Raw genomic sequence first — 17,583 nt, 5'->3', positions numbered from 1 at the left:
CGCCGCGGCAACGTGGCGATGGAGATGGTCGATGAGTGATGGTGGCCATGACGTTCCGGCGGGCGACATCCAGCGCCGCTCTGCACGAAGCCTTGGCAATTAGGCATCTGCGCTGGCAGTCGCCGATCGCGCTTGGATTTTCGATAATTCCGGTCGACGGCGCAGGCTGATCCTGGCCAGGCGTCGCCTGAAAGTCCGTCACCTTGCCGGCCGTCTGCCGGCATGGGTCGAGGTTGCCATTCCGGCTCAACTTCGCACTCGATTCGCGGATGGGACCCAAGCCTGACGTCGATATGGCGTCAGCCTTATTGTTCCCCTGTCAACCGCTGCAGTCCGGCCTTGCTTTCGGCGATGTCCGGATCCTGGGCGAGTGCGGCACGATAGTCGGCGATGGCGTTCTCGCGCTGGCCGAGATCCTCATAGATGTGGGCACGGGTATCGAGTGTCGCCGCGTCATTGGGGGTCACGGCCAGCGCGGCATTGGCATCCGCCAGACCGTCGGCGGCACGGCCGACCTTGTAGAGCGACCAGGCACGCAGATTGCGCAACTGCGGGGAATCGAATCCGCCCCCAAGGGCGGCATCGAGGTCCGGAATGGCGCTGGCATAATCGTCCTTCAGCGCATAGGCCGCGCCGCGCAGGGCATGGGCTGCAACGTTGTCGGAATCCAGCGAGATGACGGAGCTCAGGCGGGAGATCTGATCGTCATTGCTGTCCTGGGCGTAGGTTTCTGGGCTCATCCAGGCCTGCCAGGCCGAGGAGATCGCCGTACCCGTGCCGAGCGCCAGGCAGAGCAGGGTGATGCTGGCGAGGGCGAGTCCCGTGCGGCGAATGCCCTGCAGCCAGGATGGGCCGATGCGGTAGATCATGGCAAGAGCCACCACGACGCCGGCGATGAAGCCGCCGAACAGTCCGGCAAAGGAAACGCTCGGCGCCATCGTAGCGACAGAGAAGAGGCCGAAGGCGAAATTGAGCGCGGCCCATTTGGCGGTGCCGAACATCAGGGCGTGGCCCTCGTCCCCGCCGCGCAGCGAGCCATAGACAAGCCCGGCGCCGAAAAGGCCGAACGTCGCGCTCGAGGTGCCGACCGTGTAGAGTTCGCCGTAGAAGGCCGATGCCAGCGAGCCGGCCAGCCCGGCAAGCACGAAGATGACGAAGGCGCGCAGGCGCCCGAAGGTCTTTTCGACCGGCGGCATGATCATCACCAGGCAGATCATGTCGACGATGAGATGGGGAAGGCTGGCGTGCAGGAAGATCGCCGTAAAAATATACCAGGGCTGCCAGTTGGCGAGGGCCAGCAGACCGCCGGCGCCCATCTGGATCAGCACCGTCGGAAGGGGTGTCCACAGCGCACCGAACAGGGCGGAAGACGGGGCGTCGCTCGCCAGGGCGATCAGCACCAGACTGAGCACGGCGCTCAGCGCAAAGCAGACGACGCAGACCGCCGCCAGCGGAAAGGCAAGCGGCATGGGGCCGCGCAGCGCCTCGCGCCAGAGCGTTTCTGCGCTCCGGATCACGCCGCCGTCCGGCGCGGGCCCGTGGAGCCTGTCTCGTCGAAGAGTTCGGCGAGCTTGTCCGTCATGGCGCCGCCAAGCTCCTCGGCGTCCACGATCGTGACCGCGCGGCGATAATAGCGGGTCACGTCGTGGCCTATGCCGATGGCGATCAGCTCGACCGGCGAGCGGGTCTCGATGTCCTCGATCACCCAGCGCAGGTGCCGTTCCAGATAGTTGCCGGTGTTGACGGACAGGGTGGAGTCGTCGACCGGCGCCCCGTCCGAGATCACCATCAGGATGCGGCGGCTCTCGGCTCGTCCGAGCAGACGCTGGTGTGCCCAGTTCAGGGCCTCGCCGTCGATATTCTCCTTGAGCAGACCCTCGCGCATCATCAGGCCGAGGTTCTTCCGGGCGCGGCGCCAGGGTGCATCGGCTGACTTGTAGATGATGTGCCTGAGATCGTTGAGGCGTCCGGGCGAAGCAGGCTTGCCGGCCTGCAGCCAGGCCTCGCGCGATTGCCCGCCCTTCCACGCGCGGGTGGTAAAGCCGAGGATCTCCACGCTCACGCCGCAGCGCTCCAGCGTGCGGGCAAGAATGTCGGCGCAGGTAGCCGCCACGGTGATGGGACGCCCGCGCATCGAACCTGAATTGTCGATCAGCAGCGTCACCACGGTGTCGCGGAAATCGGTGTCGCGCTCGCGCATGAAGGAAAGCGCCGAGGTCGGATCGATGATGACGCGCGAGAGCCGCGCCGGGTCCAGCGTGCCTTCCTCGAGGTCGAAGTCCCAGGAACGGTTCTGCTGGGCCATCAGACGGCGCTGCAGGCGGTTGGCGAGGCGCGCCACCACGCCCGAGAGGCTGGAGAGCTGCTTGTCCAGATAGGCCCGCAGGCGGTCGAGTTCCTCCGGATCACACAGATCCGCGGCGTCGATGATCTCGTCGAACTTCGTGGTGAAGGCGCGATAGTCGGGACCGCGCTTTTCGTTGTCGCGATGTTCCGGCGGCCGCCAGGGCTGCGCGGCTTCTTCGGCGTCGCCCGTCTCCGTCTCGTCTGGCATGTCGGAGGAGGGCGACTCGGCGTCCTGGGTTTCGCCTTCCTGCGAATCCTCGTCGTCGGTCTCCTTCTCGTCGAGTTGCATCGACTCCGATTCGTCCTGGGATTCGCCCTGATTCTCCTGGTTCTCGCCTTCCTGTTCCGAGTCCGCGTCATTGTCGCGATCGTCGGAATCGTCGGCATCGGCCTGCGCTTCCTCCGACAGGCCCATATGGGTAAGCACGTCGTTCATGGTACGGGCGAAGGCGCGCTGGTTCTCGATCACGCTGTCGAGGCGCGCCAGATCCTTGCCCGCCTTTTCGTCGATGAAGGGGCGCCAGAGATCGACCAGCTTGCGCGCCGGTTCCGGCGGCGGCAGTCCGGTGAGCTTTTCGCGAACGAGGAGGGCGAGCGCATCCTCGATCGGCGCCTCCTCGCGGACGCGGATATCCTCATACTTGCCGCCCCGGAAATAGCGGTCCTCGAGCATGGCGGTGAGGTTGTTGGCAACCCCCGTCATGCGGCGTGAACCGATCGCCTCGCAGCGCGCCTGCTCGACCGCGTCGAAGACCGAGCGCGCCTGCTCATTCTGCGGCGCCAGGCGCCGGTGGATCCCGATGTCGTGGCAGGCGAGGCGCAGCGCCATGGCGTCGGCCTGGCCCCGCACCACGGCGGCGACATGGGCATCGAGCTTGCGCGGCGGTTCGGACAAGCGTGCCTTGTCGGCCATCAAGGCCGGCTTTTCGGAGGCAAAGGTCACCTCCAGGTCTGGCTTGCGGGCGATGGCGCGCAAGGTTCCGGCCACCGAACGCTTGAATGCATCGTTGGGGACGTCTTTGGCCTTGTCGCCGGGCTTGCGATTGGTAGTCATGATCCTGAGATATCCAATGCCGTGCCATTCCTCAACCGTGAACTGGTCCGACAAGCGCGATCGGCATGCGACGGCGGGACGCGGCGCCCGGAATCAGAGCCGCCCTTCGGCGGCAAGGTGCTCGCGCAGCAGCCTCATGTTCTGGCGATTGGCACGCCAGAAGACGTCCACGATATCGCCGGCCACGGGCACGAAGCCGAAAGCGCCCTCGATGGCGACGTTGACGATCATGCGGGCGAGCAAGGCGCGCGGCACGCCGATGCGCACGGCCTCCACGACGACGATGCTCGAAAGAGCAACGCCTGCCCAGTCTCCGAAGCCGGGGATGAGGCCGATGACGGCATCGACGCCGAACCGGATCCGGGTGAAGGGAATGGCGAAGGCGGTGTCGAGGAGTCGCGACAGCCGGTCGAGGCGCTCGACGCGTACGCGCAACTCACTCCTGTCGCCTGCTGCCGCAAAAGCCATGCTCCCGGCCCTCCACCGCGCCCAGATGGGAGGGGCAGAGGGCGGACGCAAGGGAGTGAAGAGGAATAATCCCCGGGAGAGCGGCTATCTCGCTGCTCTCCGAGACCGTCGGAGCGCGAACGAGACGTCCGTGCGCCAGGTCAGGTCAGCGCCACGTTTACCGAGCTTTCCGCCAGCTCGGCCCCGAAGGCCCGCTGGTAGAACTCGGCGACGAGGCTCCGTTCGAGCTCGTCGCACTTGTTGAGGAAGGTCACCCGGAAGGCAAAGCCGATATCGTGGAAGATGTCGGCATTCTCGGCCCAGGTCAGCACCGTGCGCGGCGACATCACCGTGGAGAGATCGCCATTCATGAAGGCGTTGCGGGTGAGGTCGGCCACGCGCACCATCTTGTTGACGATGTCGCGTCCGTTGGGGCTGCGCTGATAGTGCTTGGCCTTGGCCAGCACGATGTCGACTTCCTTGTCGTGCGGCAGATAATTCAGCGTGGTGACGATCGACCAGCGGTCCATCTGGCCCTGGTTGATCTGCTGGGTACCGTGATAGAGGCCGGAGGTGTCGCCGAGGCCCACCGTGTTGGTGGTGGCAAACAGGCGGAAGGCCGGGTGCGGCCGGATCACGCGCTTCTGGTCCAGCAGCGTCAGCTTGCCGGAGATTTCGAGAACGCGCTGGATCACGAACATCACGTCGGGTCGGCCGGCGTCATATTCGTCGAAGACCAGGGCGATGTTGTTCTGCAGCGCCCAGGGCAGCATGCCGTCGCGGAATTCGGTGACCTGCTTGCCGTCCTTGAGGACGATGGCGTCCTTGCCGACGAGGTCGATACGCGAGACGTGGCTGTCGAGGTTGATGCGCACGCAGGGCCAGTTCAGCCGCGCGGCGACCTGCTCGATATGGGTCGACTTGCCGGTGCCGTGATAGCCCGTCACCATCACGCGGCGATTGTGCGCGAAGCCCGCGAGGATGGCCAGGGTCGTCGGCTTGTCGAAGAGATAGTCGGGATCGAGGTCCGGAACGTGATCGTCGGACTTGGAATAGGCCGGCACTTCGAGGTCCGTGTCGAAACCAAACAGCTTTTTGGCCGAAACCATGATGTCCGGCAGATTGGCCGGTGTCGTTGCGTCAGTCATAATGCCTTCCTTGGCCGGCGCCAGGACGGCGCAGCCGACAATCAGTTCGAGCAGGCCCTAGCAAAGCCCGGCGCTTCGGAGCGTATTATAGGCCTGAATGATCCCGCGCAATTTATCTTCGCTGGATCGGTCACCGCCATTGGCATCGGGGTGAAGCCGTTTGACGAGTGTCTTGTAGCGCGACTTGATCTCCGGGCCATTGGCTGTTTCCGGCAGATCCAGTGCTTCGAGCGCCTTTCGCTCGAGGATTTTGAGGCGCCTGCGCTCCGGCTCGGGAGCGCTGGTCTGACGGCGGAAACCCTGCACGTCATCGAAGAAGCCGAAGCCGTCGTGAACGTCCGGGCCCGCCGCCGGACCGCGCTTCTTGGCCCAGGGATTGACGCCCATCGTCCAGGTCGGACGATGGCCGGTGGCCGCATCGCGCTGGTAGGCGCTGACGGAGTCTTCAGGCAGGCCCGCGAAGTAATTGTAGCTCTTGTTGTAGTCGCGCACGTGTTCAAGGCAGAAATGCCAGAACTGGCCCTCGCGATTGCGCCCCTTCGGGGCGCGGAACTCGCCAGGATTGCGGCAATTGACGTGTTCGCACGTTCTTTCGGACGCCTGATGGACCTCCTCGGCCCTCGGGCGCACCCGGATGCGATCAAACAAGGGCGAGTCCAAATCCATGATGACATCACTATGCGAGCGCGAAACCAAATCGGCAAGCGCGAGCTTACAGGCAAGGGGTTAATTGAGGCGGAATGTCACAAGAGGCAATCGAAGGCCGCAACTGCCTCGTGGCAGGTAGACATTATATGGAGCACGGCTCCGAAAAAGAAAGAGGCCGCCCAAATGGCGGCCCAAGTCTTAGGGAGGAAACGCCCAAGGAGGGCTGTAGGGGTGCGGAACGGCATCCACTACGGCTACTAAGGTGCGACCACCCGCGTCATTTCGCAAGTGCGAAGAAGATGAATTTCGTGCAATCGTGCAAGAAATCGAAGTGGTGTGACATAAAGGCGACGCTTGGCTGGCAAGCCATTGGCCTGAGGGTCAGGCCAATGGCTTGAGCTTTCCCCTACGTCCTGTAGCCGTCGGGTTGCATCAATTTCTGTGCGAGAAGCCCGAAAACGATGCCCAGCGTCGTCCACAGGATCACGTGGATGCCGAGCGAGGCGATCCGGAAGTTCCACAGCACATTTGCTGAGAAATCCGCCGGCACTTCATGGACACCCGGCAGGATGAGCATGGCGACTGCCATCACAACGATGTAGGCCGCGGCAGCGACCAGATTCGCGTTCCAGCGTCCGAGGCTGGCGGCAAGCCGGCTGGCCGTGTTGAGGGCGGCGATCATCACCACGACCGAAAGGGCCATGATGGCGAAATAGAGCGCCGTCCTGGGGCCGATCGTGTCAGGATTGCCGACGGCCGGCGGGTTCGCCGGATATTTGAGCTGTGGAATCATAACGACCGCAGCAAAGCCGATCGTCGCAACCACCGCTGCCGTCGCCCTCGGGCTGAGCGAGCCGAGTCGGCCATGGGCAAAGGCGAAGACGAGGGCGAAGATACCGCCGAGCGCCGTGCCATAGATGAGAACGCCGGTAAGCAGGCCGAAACTCGCCTGCATCGGCCGGCTGACGAGTTCTTCCTCGCCGCCATGATCGTGTCCGGCGGCCGGCTGGGCTTCGCCGGGTGCCGTCGACATGTTCATAGTGGTGGAGGGAGCGGGTTTCGCTTCCTCCGGCGCCGCGTGGTTCTCCTCAAAGGCGATGGCGGCGTCGACCTGGGGTTCACCGAAGACCTTGGCAAAGCCAAAGGCGAGCAAACCCGCGAGGATGCCGACAAGCATCCCCCGGATCAAAAGGGACCTGACCATGATGTAAGCCCGTTGCCCTTAGTGGCAGGGAAAGCCGAGCAGGTGACGGCCGTCGTGCACCCACTCATGGATGTACATGCCCTGGAACACCGAAGTCGCACCTTGTTCGGCGCCGACGAAATAAATGGCGATGATAGCCAGCAATACGGTGAAGATGGCCCAGGGCAGGATTTCGCGGACCGGAATGGTGATCGGCTGCTGGGCGGCTGGTGCGAGAACGGCTGTCGTCATCTCTTAAGCTCCTTGGGATTACGCGTCCCGTTTGAGGCGTGCGTGCCTTGGAGGAGGTCTGACTTTCGGACTGGCATCTCGATGCCGCCGATTCACAGTGGCGCGACCGTGCCGGATTCTCACCGGCTTCCCAACCTTGGCAGTGCATCCGCCATAAGCAGCGCATGAACGCCATATGTCAATATTGTGCCGGCAATTTTGTGCTTGTAGAACGCGTCGATGACCCCGCGTCTGACCCTTCTGTGCCATGCTGCCACCCCCGCCCTGCGCGCGGCGAGCTTCCCCATGGACGAAGCGCTCGACGACCGGGGCCTCGCGGCAGCCGGCGCACTGGCGGCGCGTTTCCCGAAAATCGGACGTGTCCTCGTCAGTCCCGCGTTGCGCGCCCGTCAGACCGCCGAGGCGATGGGGCTGCTGGGCGAGCCCTGCGATGCCTTGCGCGAATGCGACTATGGCCGCTGGGCCGGACTCGATTTCGAGGCGGTCGCGAGTGCCGAGCCGAAGGCGCTGGCAGCCTGGAGCAGCGACCCCGAGGCCTGTCCGCATGGCGGCGAATCGGTGACAGCTCTCATCGGGCGCGTCGGTGCCTGGCTTGACGCCGAGCGTTTCGAGGGGCACACGCTGGCCATTACCCATGCCTCCGTGGCCCGTGCCGCCGTGGTGCATGCGATTGGCGCCGCTGGGCGTGCCTTCTGGCGCATCGAAGCGAGCCCGCTTTCAGCCACGGAGCTGCGGCCATCCGGACGGGGATGGACGTTGAGGCTTGGATGAGGAGTTGGGGTGTTTCCCCTATCTCCGAGCGCTTCAATGACGCCTTCCGCATGTGCCGGCGTTGGGGCCGGTCGCCCACCGGTCCGCTCCTTCGGGGTGCGCCCGCGCCTATTCGAAGAATTCCAGCGCCGACGCGACGATCGCTTCCGGCGCGTCCTCCTGCATGAGATGCCCGCAGCCGGGAATCTCGGTCAGCCGGCAGCCGGGCAGCAATGCCACCAGTTCGCGCCCTCTCTCCACCGGTATCCAGCCATCCTCGGCGCCCCATAGCAGGCGCGTGGGACAGCGCAGGTTGCCGTAGCGATCCTGGATCTCGTCGGTGTAGCGCTGGTCCATCTGGGCAATCTGGCGATAGAAGGCAGCCTGGCCGACGGGCCCGGTCCAGGGGGCCGCATAGGCCTGGCGGACGAAGTCGGGCAGGGGCTTGTGGGCGGCGCCGCGCAGGTAAGCGGTGAGGATCGCCTCCTGGATGTAGTCGGGCACGCCGGCGAAGGCTTCCTCGAAGCGCCTGACATGGTGCACGAAGGGCGAGCCCCAGGGGCGGATCGCCACCGGATCGATGAGGAGCAACCTCCTGTATTCGCAGCCGTCGAGGAGGTGGGCACGCAATGCCGTCGCGCCCCCGAAATCATGGGCGATGACGTCGGGCCGCTCCAGCGACCAGAAGCGCAGCAGCGCGGCGAGCAGCCGGTTCTGAATGCCGAGCGACACATCCTGGCCATCGCGTTTCTCGGACTGTCCGTAGCCAACGAGATCGTAGACGAAGACCTCGAAGCGCCGGGAAAGCTCGCGCGCGATCGCGCGCCAGACGAAGGAGGAAAAGGGCGTGCCGTGCACCATCACGATTGGCGGGCCGGCGCCCAGGCGATCATAGGCGATGCTCTGGCCTTCGAATTCGAACGTCCGGGCAAGGTTCCACTTCATCGCGCATCTTCCGTTTCGCCGCATTCCGGGCGCCAGTCTATGACGGCTCGTGCCTGGCGGGAACTTCGTCATTGGCTTGTCGCCGGCCCTTTTGTAGACAGGGCGCCAAACGAGGAATGATCGCATGCGCGTGGCAATGATCGGGACAGGCTATGTCGGGCTGGTGACGGGAGCGTGCCTGGCCGATTTCGGCCATGTCGTGACCTGTGTCGACAAGGATCCGGCCAAGATCGAGAGCCTACTCGCCGGCCGCATGCCGATCTACGAGCCGGGGCTCGAGCAGCTGGTGGCACGCAACGTGCGGGAGAAGCGCCTCTCCTTCTCCACCGATCTCGCGCCCGCGGTGAAGGACGCCGCCGTGGTGTTCCTGGCCGTCGGCACGCCCTCACGGCGCGGCGACGGGCATGCCGACCTGTCCTATGTCTACGGTGCGGTGCGCGAGATCGCGGCGGCCATCGAAGGCTTTACCGTAGTGGTCACCAAATCGACGGTTCCGGTCGGCACGGGCGACGAAGTCGAGCGTCTCATCCGGGAAATCAGGCCGGATGCCGACATCGCCGTGGTATCCAACCCCGAATTCCTGCGCGAGGGCGCGGCGATCGAGGACTTCAAGCGCCCGGACCGTATCGTCGTGGGCGTCGAGGACGAGCGCGCCCGCACCGTGATGGCCGAGGTGTACCGTCCGCTTCATCTCAACCAGGGTCCGCTGCTGTTCACGCAGCGGCGTACGTCCGAGATGATCAAATATGCCGCGAATGCATTCCTCGCGACCAAGATCACCTTTATCAACGAGATCGCGGATCTGTGCGAGAAGGCCGGCGCCGATGTGCAGGAAGTCGCCCGCGGCATCGGCCTCGACAATCGCATCGGCGCGAAATTCCTGCATGCCGGTCCCGGTTATGGCGGGTCCTGCTTCCCGAAGGACACGCTTGCATTGCTTCGCACCGGCCAGGAATACGGGGCGCCGCTGCGCGTCGTCGAGGCGGTGGTCGGCGTCAACGACGCGCGCAAATCCTCGATGGCCCGCAAGATCATCGCCGCGCTGGAGGGCAATGTCGCCGGCAAGACGGTGGCGCTGCTCGGCCTCACCTTCAAGCCCAACACGGACGACATGCGCGAGAGCCCCTCGATTCCGATCGTCTACGCGCTGCAGGACAAGGGCGCGCACGTGCGCGCCTATGACCCGCAGGGCATGGAGGAGGCCCGCAAGGTGCTTGTCGACGTCGATTATCGCGACAGCGCCTATGATTGCCTGGAGGGCGCCGACGTCGCCGTCATCGTCACCGAATGGGACGAGTTTCGCGCCCTCGACCTGGAGCGCGTGAAGGAACTGCTCAAGCAGCCCGTGATCGTCGACCTGCGCAACATCTACCGCCTGGACGAGATGGCGCGCCACGGCTTCCGGTATGAGAGCATCGGGCGCGCGGCGGCCGCGCCCTGAAGGCGTCGGCGCGAACATCTCCCGTCGTTCCTTGACTGACCGGCATTGTTGCCGATTTGCGCCATGTCCGCGCCCATAGGTTGTGGTGCCGCGATCTTTCTAGGTCGCGCGCTCAAAAATGGTCATATTGCGCCACTATCGCTGATTCCGTTTTCCCTGCCGGGCAGGAAGACGGCCGTCCGCCGCTTTCGGGAGTGCTCATGTCGGGTTTGCATCGAAGCTATCGCTGGTTGGCGGGAGGCGTCTTCGGCATGGCGGCCATGGCGGTCGTGAGTGTCGCCCTGGCCCAGCAGATGCCGGCCATGCCGGTAACGGTCGCCAACCCCGTGAGCCGCAAGATCGTGGAGACAGCGGAGTTCACCGGCCGTTTCCAGGCCTGGCCCTCTGTCAACATCACTTCCCGCGTCACCGGTTATCTCGACAAGGCGAGCTTCCTCGAGGGGTCGCTGGTCAAGCAGGGCGACGTGCTGTTCTCCATCGATCCGCGCCCCTTCCAGGCCGCCGTCGACCAGGCAGCGGCGCAGGTCAAGATCGCCCAGACCCGTATCGACCTCACCAAGGCCAATCTGGCGCGTGCCGAGGAACTGAAGAAGAGCGGGAACGTTACGGACGCCACCTACCAGTCCAACCTTCAGGCCTACCAGGAGGCGGCCGCCTCGATCGACGCAGCCAATGCGGCGCTCGCCACCGCCAAGCTCGACCTCAACTACGCCACCATCGCAGCGCCGATCTCCGGCAAGATCAGCCGGCAGCTGGTCTCGCGGGGCAATCTGGTGGCGGCGAACGGCTCGCAGCCGCTTGCCACCATCGTTGCCGTCGACCCGATGTATTTCTATTTCGACTTCGACGAGGCGAGCTATCTCTCCTATCGCCGCGCCGATAAGGGCAAGGCGGATGCTGCGGGCGTCGACCCGGCCGCGAAGGTGGAGATTGCCCTCTCCGATGAGAAGACCTTTTCCCACCAGGGCACGCTGGACTATCTCGATCCGCAGGTCGACGCGCAGACGGGCACGGTCACGGCACGCGCCAAGATAGCCAATCCGGACGGCTTCCTGACTTCCGGTCTGTTCGGGCGCATTCGCATCGCCCTGGGCGAGCCCTATGAGGCGCTGGTGGTTCCGGACGTGGCCGTGGGCCAGTCCTCTCAGGGACGCTATGTCACCGTCATCGTGGACAAGAAGGCGACCATCCGTCCAGTGGAGATCGGACCGAAGATCGGCACGTTCCGGGTGATCAAGAACGGCCTCAAGCCGGAAGATGCGGTGCTGATCAACGGCCAGATGCGCGCCCGGCCGGGCAGCGAGGTCATTCCGCAGCCGACCAAGCTGGATGTGCCGGATCCACTGCTTCCCGATGCGAACTGATCGGGAGCGCCGCTCATGAAATTCGGCCATTTCTTCGTCGATCGCCCGATCTTTGCCGCCGTGGTCTCCATCGTCACGGTGGTCGTCGGTCTCGTCGCCTATGTGGGCCTGCCGATCGCGCAGTTTCCGCAGATCGCCCCGCCCACCGTCGTCATCAACGCCACCTATCCCGGCGCCAACGCCCAGACCATCGCCGAGACGGTCGCCGCGCCGCTGGAGCAGGCGATCAACGGCGTCGAGGGGATGATCTACCAGACCTCCCAGGCCACCAATGACGGTTCGCTGCAGATCACGGTGACCTTCGCCACCGGGACCGATCTCGACATCGCCCAGGTGCAGGTGCAGAACCGCGTTTCCGCGGCCGAACCGCGCCTGCCGGCCGAGGTCCGGGCACTGGGCGTCACCGTCAACAAGTCCTCCTCGGACTTCCTTTTGATCGTCACGCTCTATTCGCCGGACAATTCGCTGAGCGACTACGGCATCTCCGACTATGCGATCCAGAACGTCAACGACATCATCGCCCGCGTCGATGGCGTCGGCTCGACTTTCTCCTTCGGCCTGCGCGAGCCCTCGCTGCGCGTCTGGCTCGATCCCGAGCGCCTGGCCAGCTTCAACCTGGCGGCGGGCGACGTCGTCAACGCGCTCCGCGAGCAGAACGTGCAGGTCTCCGGCGGCACGCTCGGCGGACAGCCCTCGCCGAACAACACCACCAGCGAGATCACGGTCACCACGCTCGGCCGCTTCCAGGATGCCGACCAGTTCCGCGAAGTCATCGTCAAGGCGACTGCGGGCGGGCGATTGCTGCGGCTCAAGGACGTGGCGCGCGTCGAGGTCGGCGCCAAGCAATACGGCTCCAATCTCTATCTCGACGGCCAGCCGACGGTCGGCCTCGCCGTGCTGCAGCGCCCGGGTACCAATGCGCTGGCCACGGCCGATCGCGTCAAGGCCAAGATGGAGGAACTGTCGAGGGATTTCCCGCCGGGCCTGAAATACTCGATCGTCTACAATCCCACCGAGTTCGTCTCGGCCTCGATCGACGCCGTCTACCACACCTTCTACGAGGCGATCATCCTCGTCGTCATCGTCGTCTTCGTCTTCCTGCAGTCCTGGCGGGCGGCGATCATCCCCATCATCGCCATTCCCGTCTCGCTGATCGGCACCTTCGCGGTTATGCACGGCCTCGGCTTCTCGCTGAACATGCTCACGCTGTTCGGCCTCATCCTGGCCGTCGGCATCGTGGTCGACGACGCAATCGTGGTGGTCGAGAATGTCGAGCGCAACATCCATGACGGCATGACGCCGAACCGTGCCGCGCACGTCACCATGGACGAGGTCGGCCGCGCCGTGATCGCCATCGCGCTCGTGCTTTGCGCCGTCTTCGTGCCGACGGCCTTCATGCCGGGCATCACCGGCAAGTTCTACCAGCAGTTCGCGGTGACCATCGCCGCCGCCACGGTGATTTCCGCCTTCAATTCGCTGACCCTGTCGCCCGCGCTCGCCGCCATCCTGCTCAAGCCGCATGACCCTGGCCATTCGGGCGGCTTCTTCCTCATGCGCTGGCTGCGCGGGCTCGGCAGGGCGTTCAATCACGGCTTTGACCGCCTCTCGGGCGGCTACGGCGGCTCGGTGGGTTTCGCTGCGCGCCACAAACTCCTCTTCCTGGCCATCTACGCCGGCCTGATCTACGCCACCTTCTATGTCTACCAGAAGGTGCCGGGCGGCTTCGTGCCGGAATCGGATCAGGGCTATGCCATCATGGTGGTGCAGCTTCCCGACGGTGCGTCGCTGGAGCGTACCGACGCGGTGGTGAAGAAGGCGCAGCAGATCGCCGCCGGCTCGCCCGGCGTCGCCCATGTCATCGGCGTCGCGGGTTTCTCCGGCGCCACCTTCACGGCCGCCTCCAACGCCGCCACCATCTTCGTTCCCTACGCCCCCTTCGAGGAGCGCCTCAAGCAAGGGCTGACCTCCAAGGCGATCGTGGCCGAGTTGCAGAAGCGTGCCTTCGCCATCGAGGAGGGGTTGGTATTCGTGATCGAGCCGCCGACCATCCAAGGCCTGGGTACCGGCAACGGCTTCAAGATGCAGGTGCAGGATCGCGGCGGTGTCGGCCAGGAGGCGCTGACGCAGGCGGCCTACGCCCTGATGGGCAAGGCCAACCAGACGCCCGGGCTGATGCAGGTCTACACCACTCTCTCCAACAATTCGCCGCAGCTTTTCGTCAACGTCGATCGCGTCAAGGCGCAGATGCTCAATGTCCCGATCGGCAGCGTTTTCGAGGCGCTGCAGGTCTATGTCGGTTCTGCCTATGTGAATGACTTCACGCGGCTGGGCCGGGCCTTCCAGGTGAACGCGCAAGCCGAGGGCCGCGACCGCCTGAGCAAGGACGATCTCCTGCGCATCAAGGTGAGGAGCGCATCCGGAGCTCTGGTGCCGCTCGGCTCGCTGGTCTCCTTCGAGGAGCGTACGGGCCCCGACACGGTGATGCGTCACAACCTCTACCCGGCCGTCTATCTCAACGGCTCCGGTGCGCCCGGCGTGTCCTCGACCACGGCGCTCGATCTGATGGAGAAGGATGCCGCCGAGGTGCTGCCGCCCGGCGTGGGTTATGAGTGGACTGAGATCGCCTTCCAGGAACGCTCCGTGGGCAACACCGCCTACTATGTCTTCGGTATCGCGGTGCTGTTCGTCTTCCTGTTCCTCGCCGCACAGTATGAGAGCTGGTCGCTGCCGCTCGCCATCATCCTGATCGTACCGCTCGCCATCCTCTCGGCCCTGCTCGGCGGCATGGCCCGTAGCCTGCCGATCTTCGGCGACTGGTGGGTCCGCAACATGGACAACAACATCCTGACGCAGATCTCCTTCGTCATGCTGGTTGGCCTAGCGGCCAAGAACGCCATCCTGATCGTGGAGTTCGCCCGCCAGCGCGAGGATCACGGCGACACACCCCTGCAGGCGGTGGTGGAGGCTGCCCGGCTGCGCCTGCGCCCGATCCTGATGACGTCCTTTGCCTTCATTCTCGGTGCGGTGCCGCTTGCCTTCGCCACGGGTCCGGGATCGGAATTGCGTCAGGCCATCGGAACGGCGGTTGTGTTCGGCATGAGTGGTGTTACGCTGCTGGGCCTGTTCCTCACGCCTGTGTTCTACGTTACGATTCGCCTGATCGTCCGTCTGATCTTTCGTGAAAAACCCAAGCCCAGCACGGTAACGCCGGCCACAATGGCCGAACCAAAGGGAAGCTGAGGACTGTCGTTAAGTATGGTACAATTGGAAACGTTTTGCCGCTTGTTGAAATCCGTATGACATATTCATGCGCTTCCCTAGCAGGTCAAAGACGTGGGATCGGCGGGGAACGAACTGAATTGGGTTTGACGATCTGATCCCGCGCTAACTTCATGATTTGGCGTACTTTCGGCGGCGAATATGTGCCACCTTTTCTGTTCTGCGAATGAGATAGGGCCTATCGGGCGCAGGCGCTTCTATCGATCGGCCTGCATAATCTATGAGCAGATCTGAAATCGGAAGCGAAAACCACCCAGCCTGCTTTGCCGTCACGCTGCAGATCATGGGCCAGCAACGGCGCTCACCGTTGTAGGCTTTCCCGCCTCCCGTGGTGTTATCATATCAACGCCCCAGATTACCGTGTCACGCCGCAGCGGTTTGTTTCCCTGAAGGCCATGATATCGTAGCGGATAGGTGATCATATCTCTGAGTTCGAACTCGCAAAATTTACGTGTTAAAGTAATTACCCTAGGTAATTTACCCAAGGTATTGCTGTAATGGATTTGCCTCTTGATTTGCGCTGGCGCGGTGTGTTGTGTGACGTGGCCGTGACTTGAAAGCACAAGTTTTCGTCGTCTTGTTGACTTGCGTGAAAATAGCAAGAGACTATTATTTGCGGGCTGTTCGTCGGGCGCAGTTCGTATATTCTTCCTGCAGCGGGGCGGCGTGCATTTGTGGCAGCACGAGATCTCGCGACATGCAGGTTGGTTTTGCACAACCTCGCGGCCGCCTTCGGGGGCCCGGAGATCGTTGGATGAATGCTGAGCGCGATATCGCTATTAACCTGGTGGGCATACCCCACGTGGCAATCCCCACGGAAGGAGTATTTCCTGCCAAAGGATATGTCCTCGTCGCCATGCTGCTGCTCGCGGGCAGCCGCCGGATGAGCCGGCAGGCGATTGCCTCGCTGCTGTGGGACGATGCGCCCGAGGAAAAGGCCCTGACCAATCTGCGCCAGCTGCTGGTGCGCATCAACCGTTGCTGGCCTCTCGAAGATGCGCTGGTGGAGACGAACGGCCCGCACCTGGCCGCCGGCCCCGGCGCCGAACGCAGCGATCTCGCTGTCATCCTGGCTCATCAGAAATCCGCGGTCCTGGCCGAGCGTCTCAGCGGCGTGCTGCTTGCGAAGGGCGAACTCCTCGACACGATCGACACCGGCGGCGGGGAGTTGTCGCAATGGTTTCGGGGAGAGCGTGAGCGCTTCCGCCGCCTGGTGCTGACGCTGGCGGCCGACGTGCTGGTGGAGATGACGCGCTTCGGGCGCGCTCAGGAGCGCGAGATCGACAAGATCGGCGAGTGCATGCTGGTCCTCGAGCCCGAGCGGGAGGAGACTTTCCGCGCCCTGATGGAGGCCTACGGCCGCAACGGCAATATCGATGCGGTGAATCGCACCTATGCGACCCTCACCGAAGTGCTGCGCCGTGAATTCAACGCCGATCCCCGGCCGGAGACGGTTGCCGCGGTCCGGCGCATCCTCGCAAGCGCTCCGCGCGCGCGGCTGCAGATCGTTTCCGACAGGGACGCCGGCATGCCGATCCAGCAGGCCGTGCGGGAGATTTCCGCCGTGCGCAGCCTCGCCGGCTTGCCGCGCGTCGCCCTCTTTCCCCCGAAGGCTCTTCCCGGCCAGACGCTGCATCCGCTTCATCGCGCCCTGATCGAGGATATCGCCAACGACCTTTCCCGCCATCGTACCTTCGTCGTGGTGGCGCCCCACAGCAGCTTCGGGGTTGCGGATACGCCGGATAGCGAGCGTATCGCCGCACTGCGGAGCGGCTACCTGATTTCCGGCCTCATGGTGCCGGGCGGCGACCAGATGGCGTTGCGCCTGACGCGCCAGCCCGGGGATGAGATCATCTGGGCAGCCGAATATCCGGTCGCGCTGGATAGGCTCTCGGTCTCGTTCCGTCTGATTTCCCGCCAGATCGCGGCCACGCTGGCAAGCGAGATCGAACGCGATCAGCTCGACCGCATGCGGGCGGATCCCAAGCCGATCGCCTACCGGCACTACCTCGAGGGACAGGCACGCCTGCGCAACTCGGACCTGCCGAAGCTGCGCCGTGCACGCGCGGAGTTTCGCCAGGCCATCCAGGAGGATCGCAATTTCGCGCCCTCCCACGCACGCATCGCGCAGACGCTCCAGCAGGAATGGCTGATGCTCGGCGGTACCGATCCCTATCTGCTCAACCAGGCCAAGGCCGAAGCGGAGCTGGCGATCGAGATCGATGCCGGCAGCGGTATCGGCCATTGGATGGCGGCTGTCGTGGCGCTCTATCAGCGTGACTTCGACCGCACCGCCGAGAAATTCCTCGACGCCGAGATGCTCAATCCGCATTCGGCGGACCTTCTGGCCCATCATGCCGACGCCCTGTCCCATCTAGGCGAGGCCGAGGCCGGATGGGAGCGTTTCCAGCGCGCGCTCGAGCTCAACCCCTTCCCGCCCGATTATTACTGGTGGTTCGGAGCCACCATCGCCATCCGCCGGCGGGAATTCGCTGCCGCCATCAGCATGTGCAGCAAGATGGAGAGCGACGAATCCGTCATGCGCGTTCTGGCGATCTGCCATGGCCTTCTCGGCGAGGTGGAAGTCGCCCGGCAATATGGCCGCCGTCTCATGGAAATGTATCCTGGCTCCACCGCCATGGAGCTCGCCCAGATGGCGCCGGATCGTCGGATGGAAGACGTCAATCTCTGCGCGGAGGGGCTCAGGATCGCGGGTCTGGCCTGAC

At 64.3% G+C, this 17,583-nt stretch carries 13 protein-coding genes; 5 read left to right on the top strand and 8 right to left on the bottom strand.

Going from position 1 to position 17,583, the window contains the following annotated elements:
* Window positions 1-305 precede the first annotated feature (305 nt).
* From AC6H34_RS07590 to AC6H34_RS07560, 7 genes are all read right to left on the bottom strand, one after another.
* Window positions 306-1,517 (bottom strand): rhomboid family intramembrane serine protease, encoded by a 1,212-nt coding sequence (locus AC6H34_RS07590; RefSeq protein WP_497538392.1) that lies wholly within the window; start codon window positions 1,515-1,517, stop codon window positions 306-308.
* Window positions 1,514-3,403, bottom strand: coding sequence for a cobaltochelatase subunit CobT (gene cobT, locus AC6H34_RS07585; RefSeq protein WP_497539857.1), 1,890 nt, complete (start codon window positions 3,401-3,403; stop codon window positions 1,514-1,516). Before cobT ends, AC6H34_RS07590 begins: the two co-directional genes overlap by 4 nt.
* A 90-nt stretch (window positions 3,404-3,493) precedes the next feature.
* A complete protein-coding gene (locus tag AC6H34_RS07580) occupies window positions 3,494-3,868 on the bottom strand; it encodes a DUF4112 domain-containing protein (RefSeq protein ID WP_497538391.1) in 375 nt (124 codons plus the stop codon).
* A gap of 140 nt (window positions 3,869-4,008) precedes the next feature.
* A complete protein-coding gene (gene cobS / locus AC6H34_RS07575) occupies window positions 4,009-4,995 on the bottom strand; it encodes a cobaltochelatase subunit CobS (RefSeq protein WP_448150566.1) in 987 nt (328 codons plus the stop codon).
* Between the two features lie 57 nt (window positions 4,996-5,052).
* Complete coding sequence (locus AC6H34_RS07570) at window positions 5,053-5,661, bottom strand: J domain-containing protein (RefSeq protein WP_448151397.1); 609 nt, start codon at window positions 5,659-5,661, stop codon at window positions 5,053-5,055.
* 388 nt (window positions 5,662-6,049) lie between these two features.
* Window positions 6,050-6,847 (bottom strand): CbtA family protein, encoded by a 798-nt coding sequence (locus tag AC6H34_RS07565; protein ID WP_448150567.1) that lies wholly within the window; start codon window positions 6,845-6,847, stop codon window positions 6,050-6,052.
* Between the two features lie 18 nt (window positions 6,848-6,865).
* Window positions 6,866-7,078 (bottom strand): CbtB domain-containing protein, encoded by a 213-nt coding sequence (locus AC6H34_RS07560; protein WP_448150568.1) that lies wholly within the window; start codon window positions 7,076-7,078, stop codon window positions 6,866-6,868.
* Between the two features lie 219 nt (window positions 7,079-7,297).
* Here AC6H34_RS07560 and AC6H34_RS07555 point away from each other — a divergent pair, with 219 nt between their 5' ends.
* Complete coding sequence (locus AC6H34_RS07555; protein WP_448150569.1) at window positions 7,298-7,849, top strand: histidine phosphatase family protein; 552 nt, start codon at window positions 7,298-7,300, stop codon at window positions 7,847-7,849.
* 108 nt (window positions 7,850-7,957) lie between these two features.
* Here AC6H34_RS07555 and AC6H34_RS07550 read toward each other — a convergent pair whose 3' ends face one another.
* Window positions 7,958-8,773: an alpha/beta fold hydrolase gene (locus AC6H34_RS07550; protein ID WP_497538390.1), complete on the bottom strand. Its 816-nt coding sequence runs from the start codon at window positions 8,771-8,773 to the stop codon at window positions 7,958-7,960.
* 124 nt (window positions 8,774-8,897) lie between these two features.
* Here AC6H34_RS07550 and AC6H34_RS07545 point away from each other — a divergent pair, with 124 nt between their 5' ends.
* The 4 genes from AC6H34_RS07545 to AC6H34_RS07530 all read left to right on the top strand — a co-directional run bounded on the left by AC6H34_RS07545 (window position 8,898) and on the right by AC6H34_RS07530 (window position 17,582).
* The gene (locus AC6H34_RS07545; RefSeq protein WP_448150571.1) at window positions 8,898-10,214 is read left to right on the top strand and encodes a UDP-glucose dehydrogenase family protein; all 1,317 of its coding nucleotides are present in this window, start codon (window positions 8,898-8,900) and stop codon (window positions 10,212-10,214) included.
* A gap of 200 nt (window positions 10,215-10,414) precedes the next feature.
* Window positions 10,415-11,578, top strand: coding sequence for an efflux RND transporter periplasmic adaptor subunit (locus AC6H34_RS07540; RefSeq protein ID WP_448150572.1), 1,164 nt, complete (start codon window positions 10,415-10,417; stop codon window positions 11,576-11,578).
* A 15-nt stretch (window positions 11,579-11,593) separates the two neighbouring features.
* Window positions 11,594-14,818, top strand: coding sequence for an efflux RND transporter permease subunit (locus AC6H34_RS07535; protein ID WP_497538389.1), 3,225 nt, complete (start codon window positions 11,594-11,596; stop codon window positions 14,816-14,818).
* Window positions 14,819-15,611: 793 nt separating this feature from the next.
* Window positions 15,612-17,582 (top strand): BTAD domain-containing putative transcriptional regulator, encoded by a 1,971-nt coding sequence (locus AC6H34_RS07530; protein ID WP_448150574.1) that lies wholly within the window; start codon window positions 15,612-15,614, stop codon window positions 17,580-17,582.
* Window position 17,583: the final 1 nt, after the last annotated feature.

The organism is Labrys sp. ALF-8 (assembly GCF_059699065.1).
The sequence above is the reverse complement of the archived record's forward strand: the minus strand, read 5'-3'. Positions and strand labels throughout refer to the sequence as shown.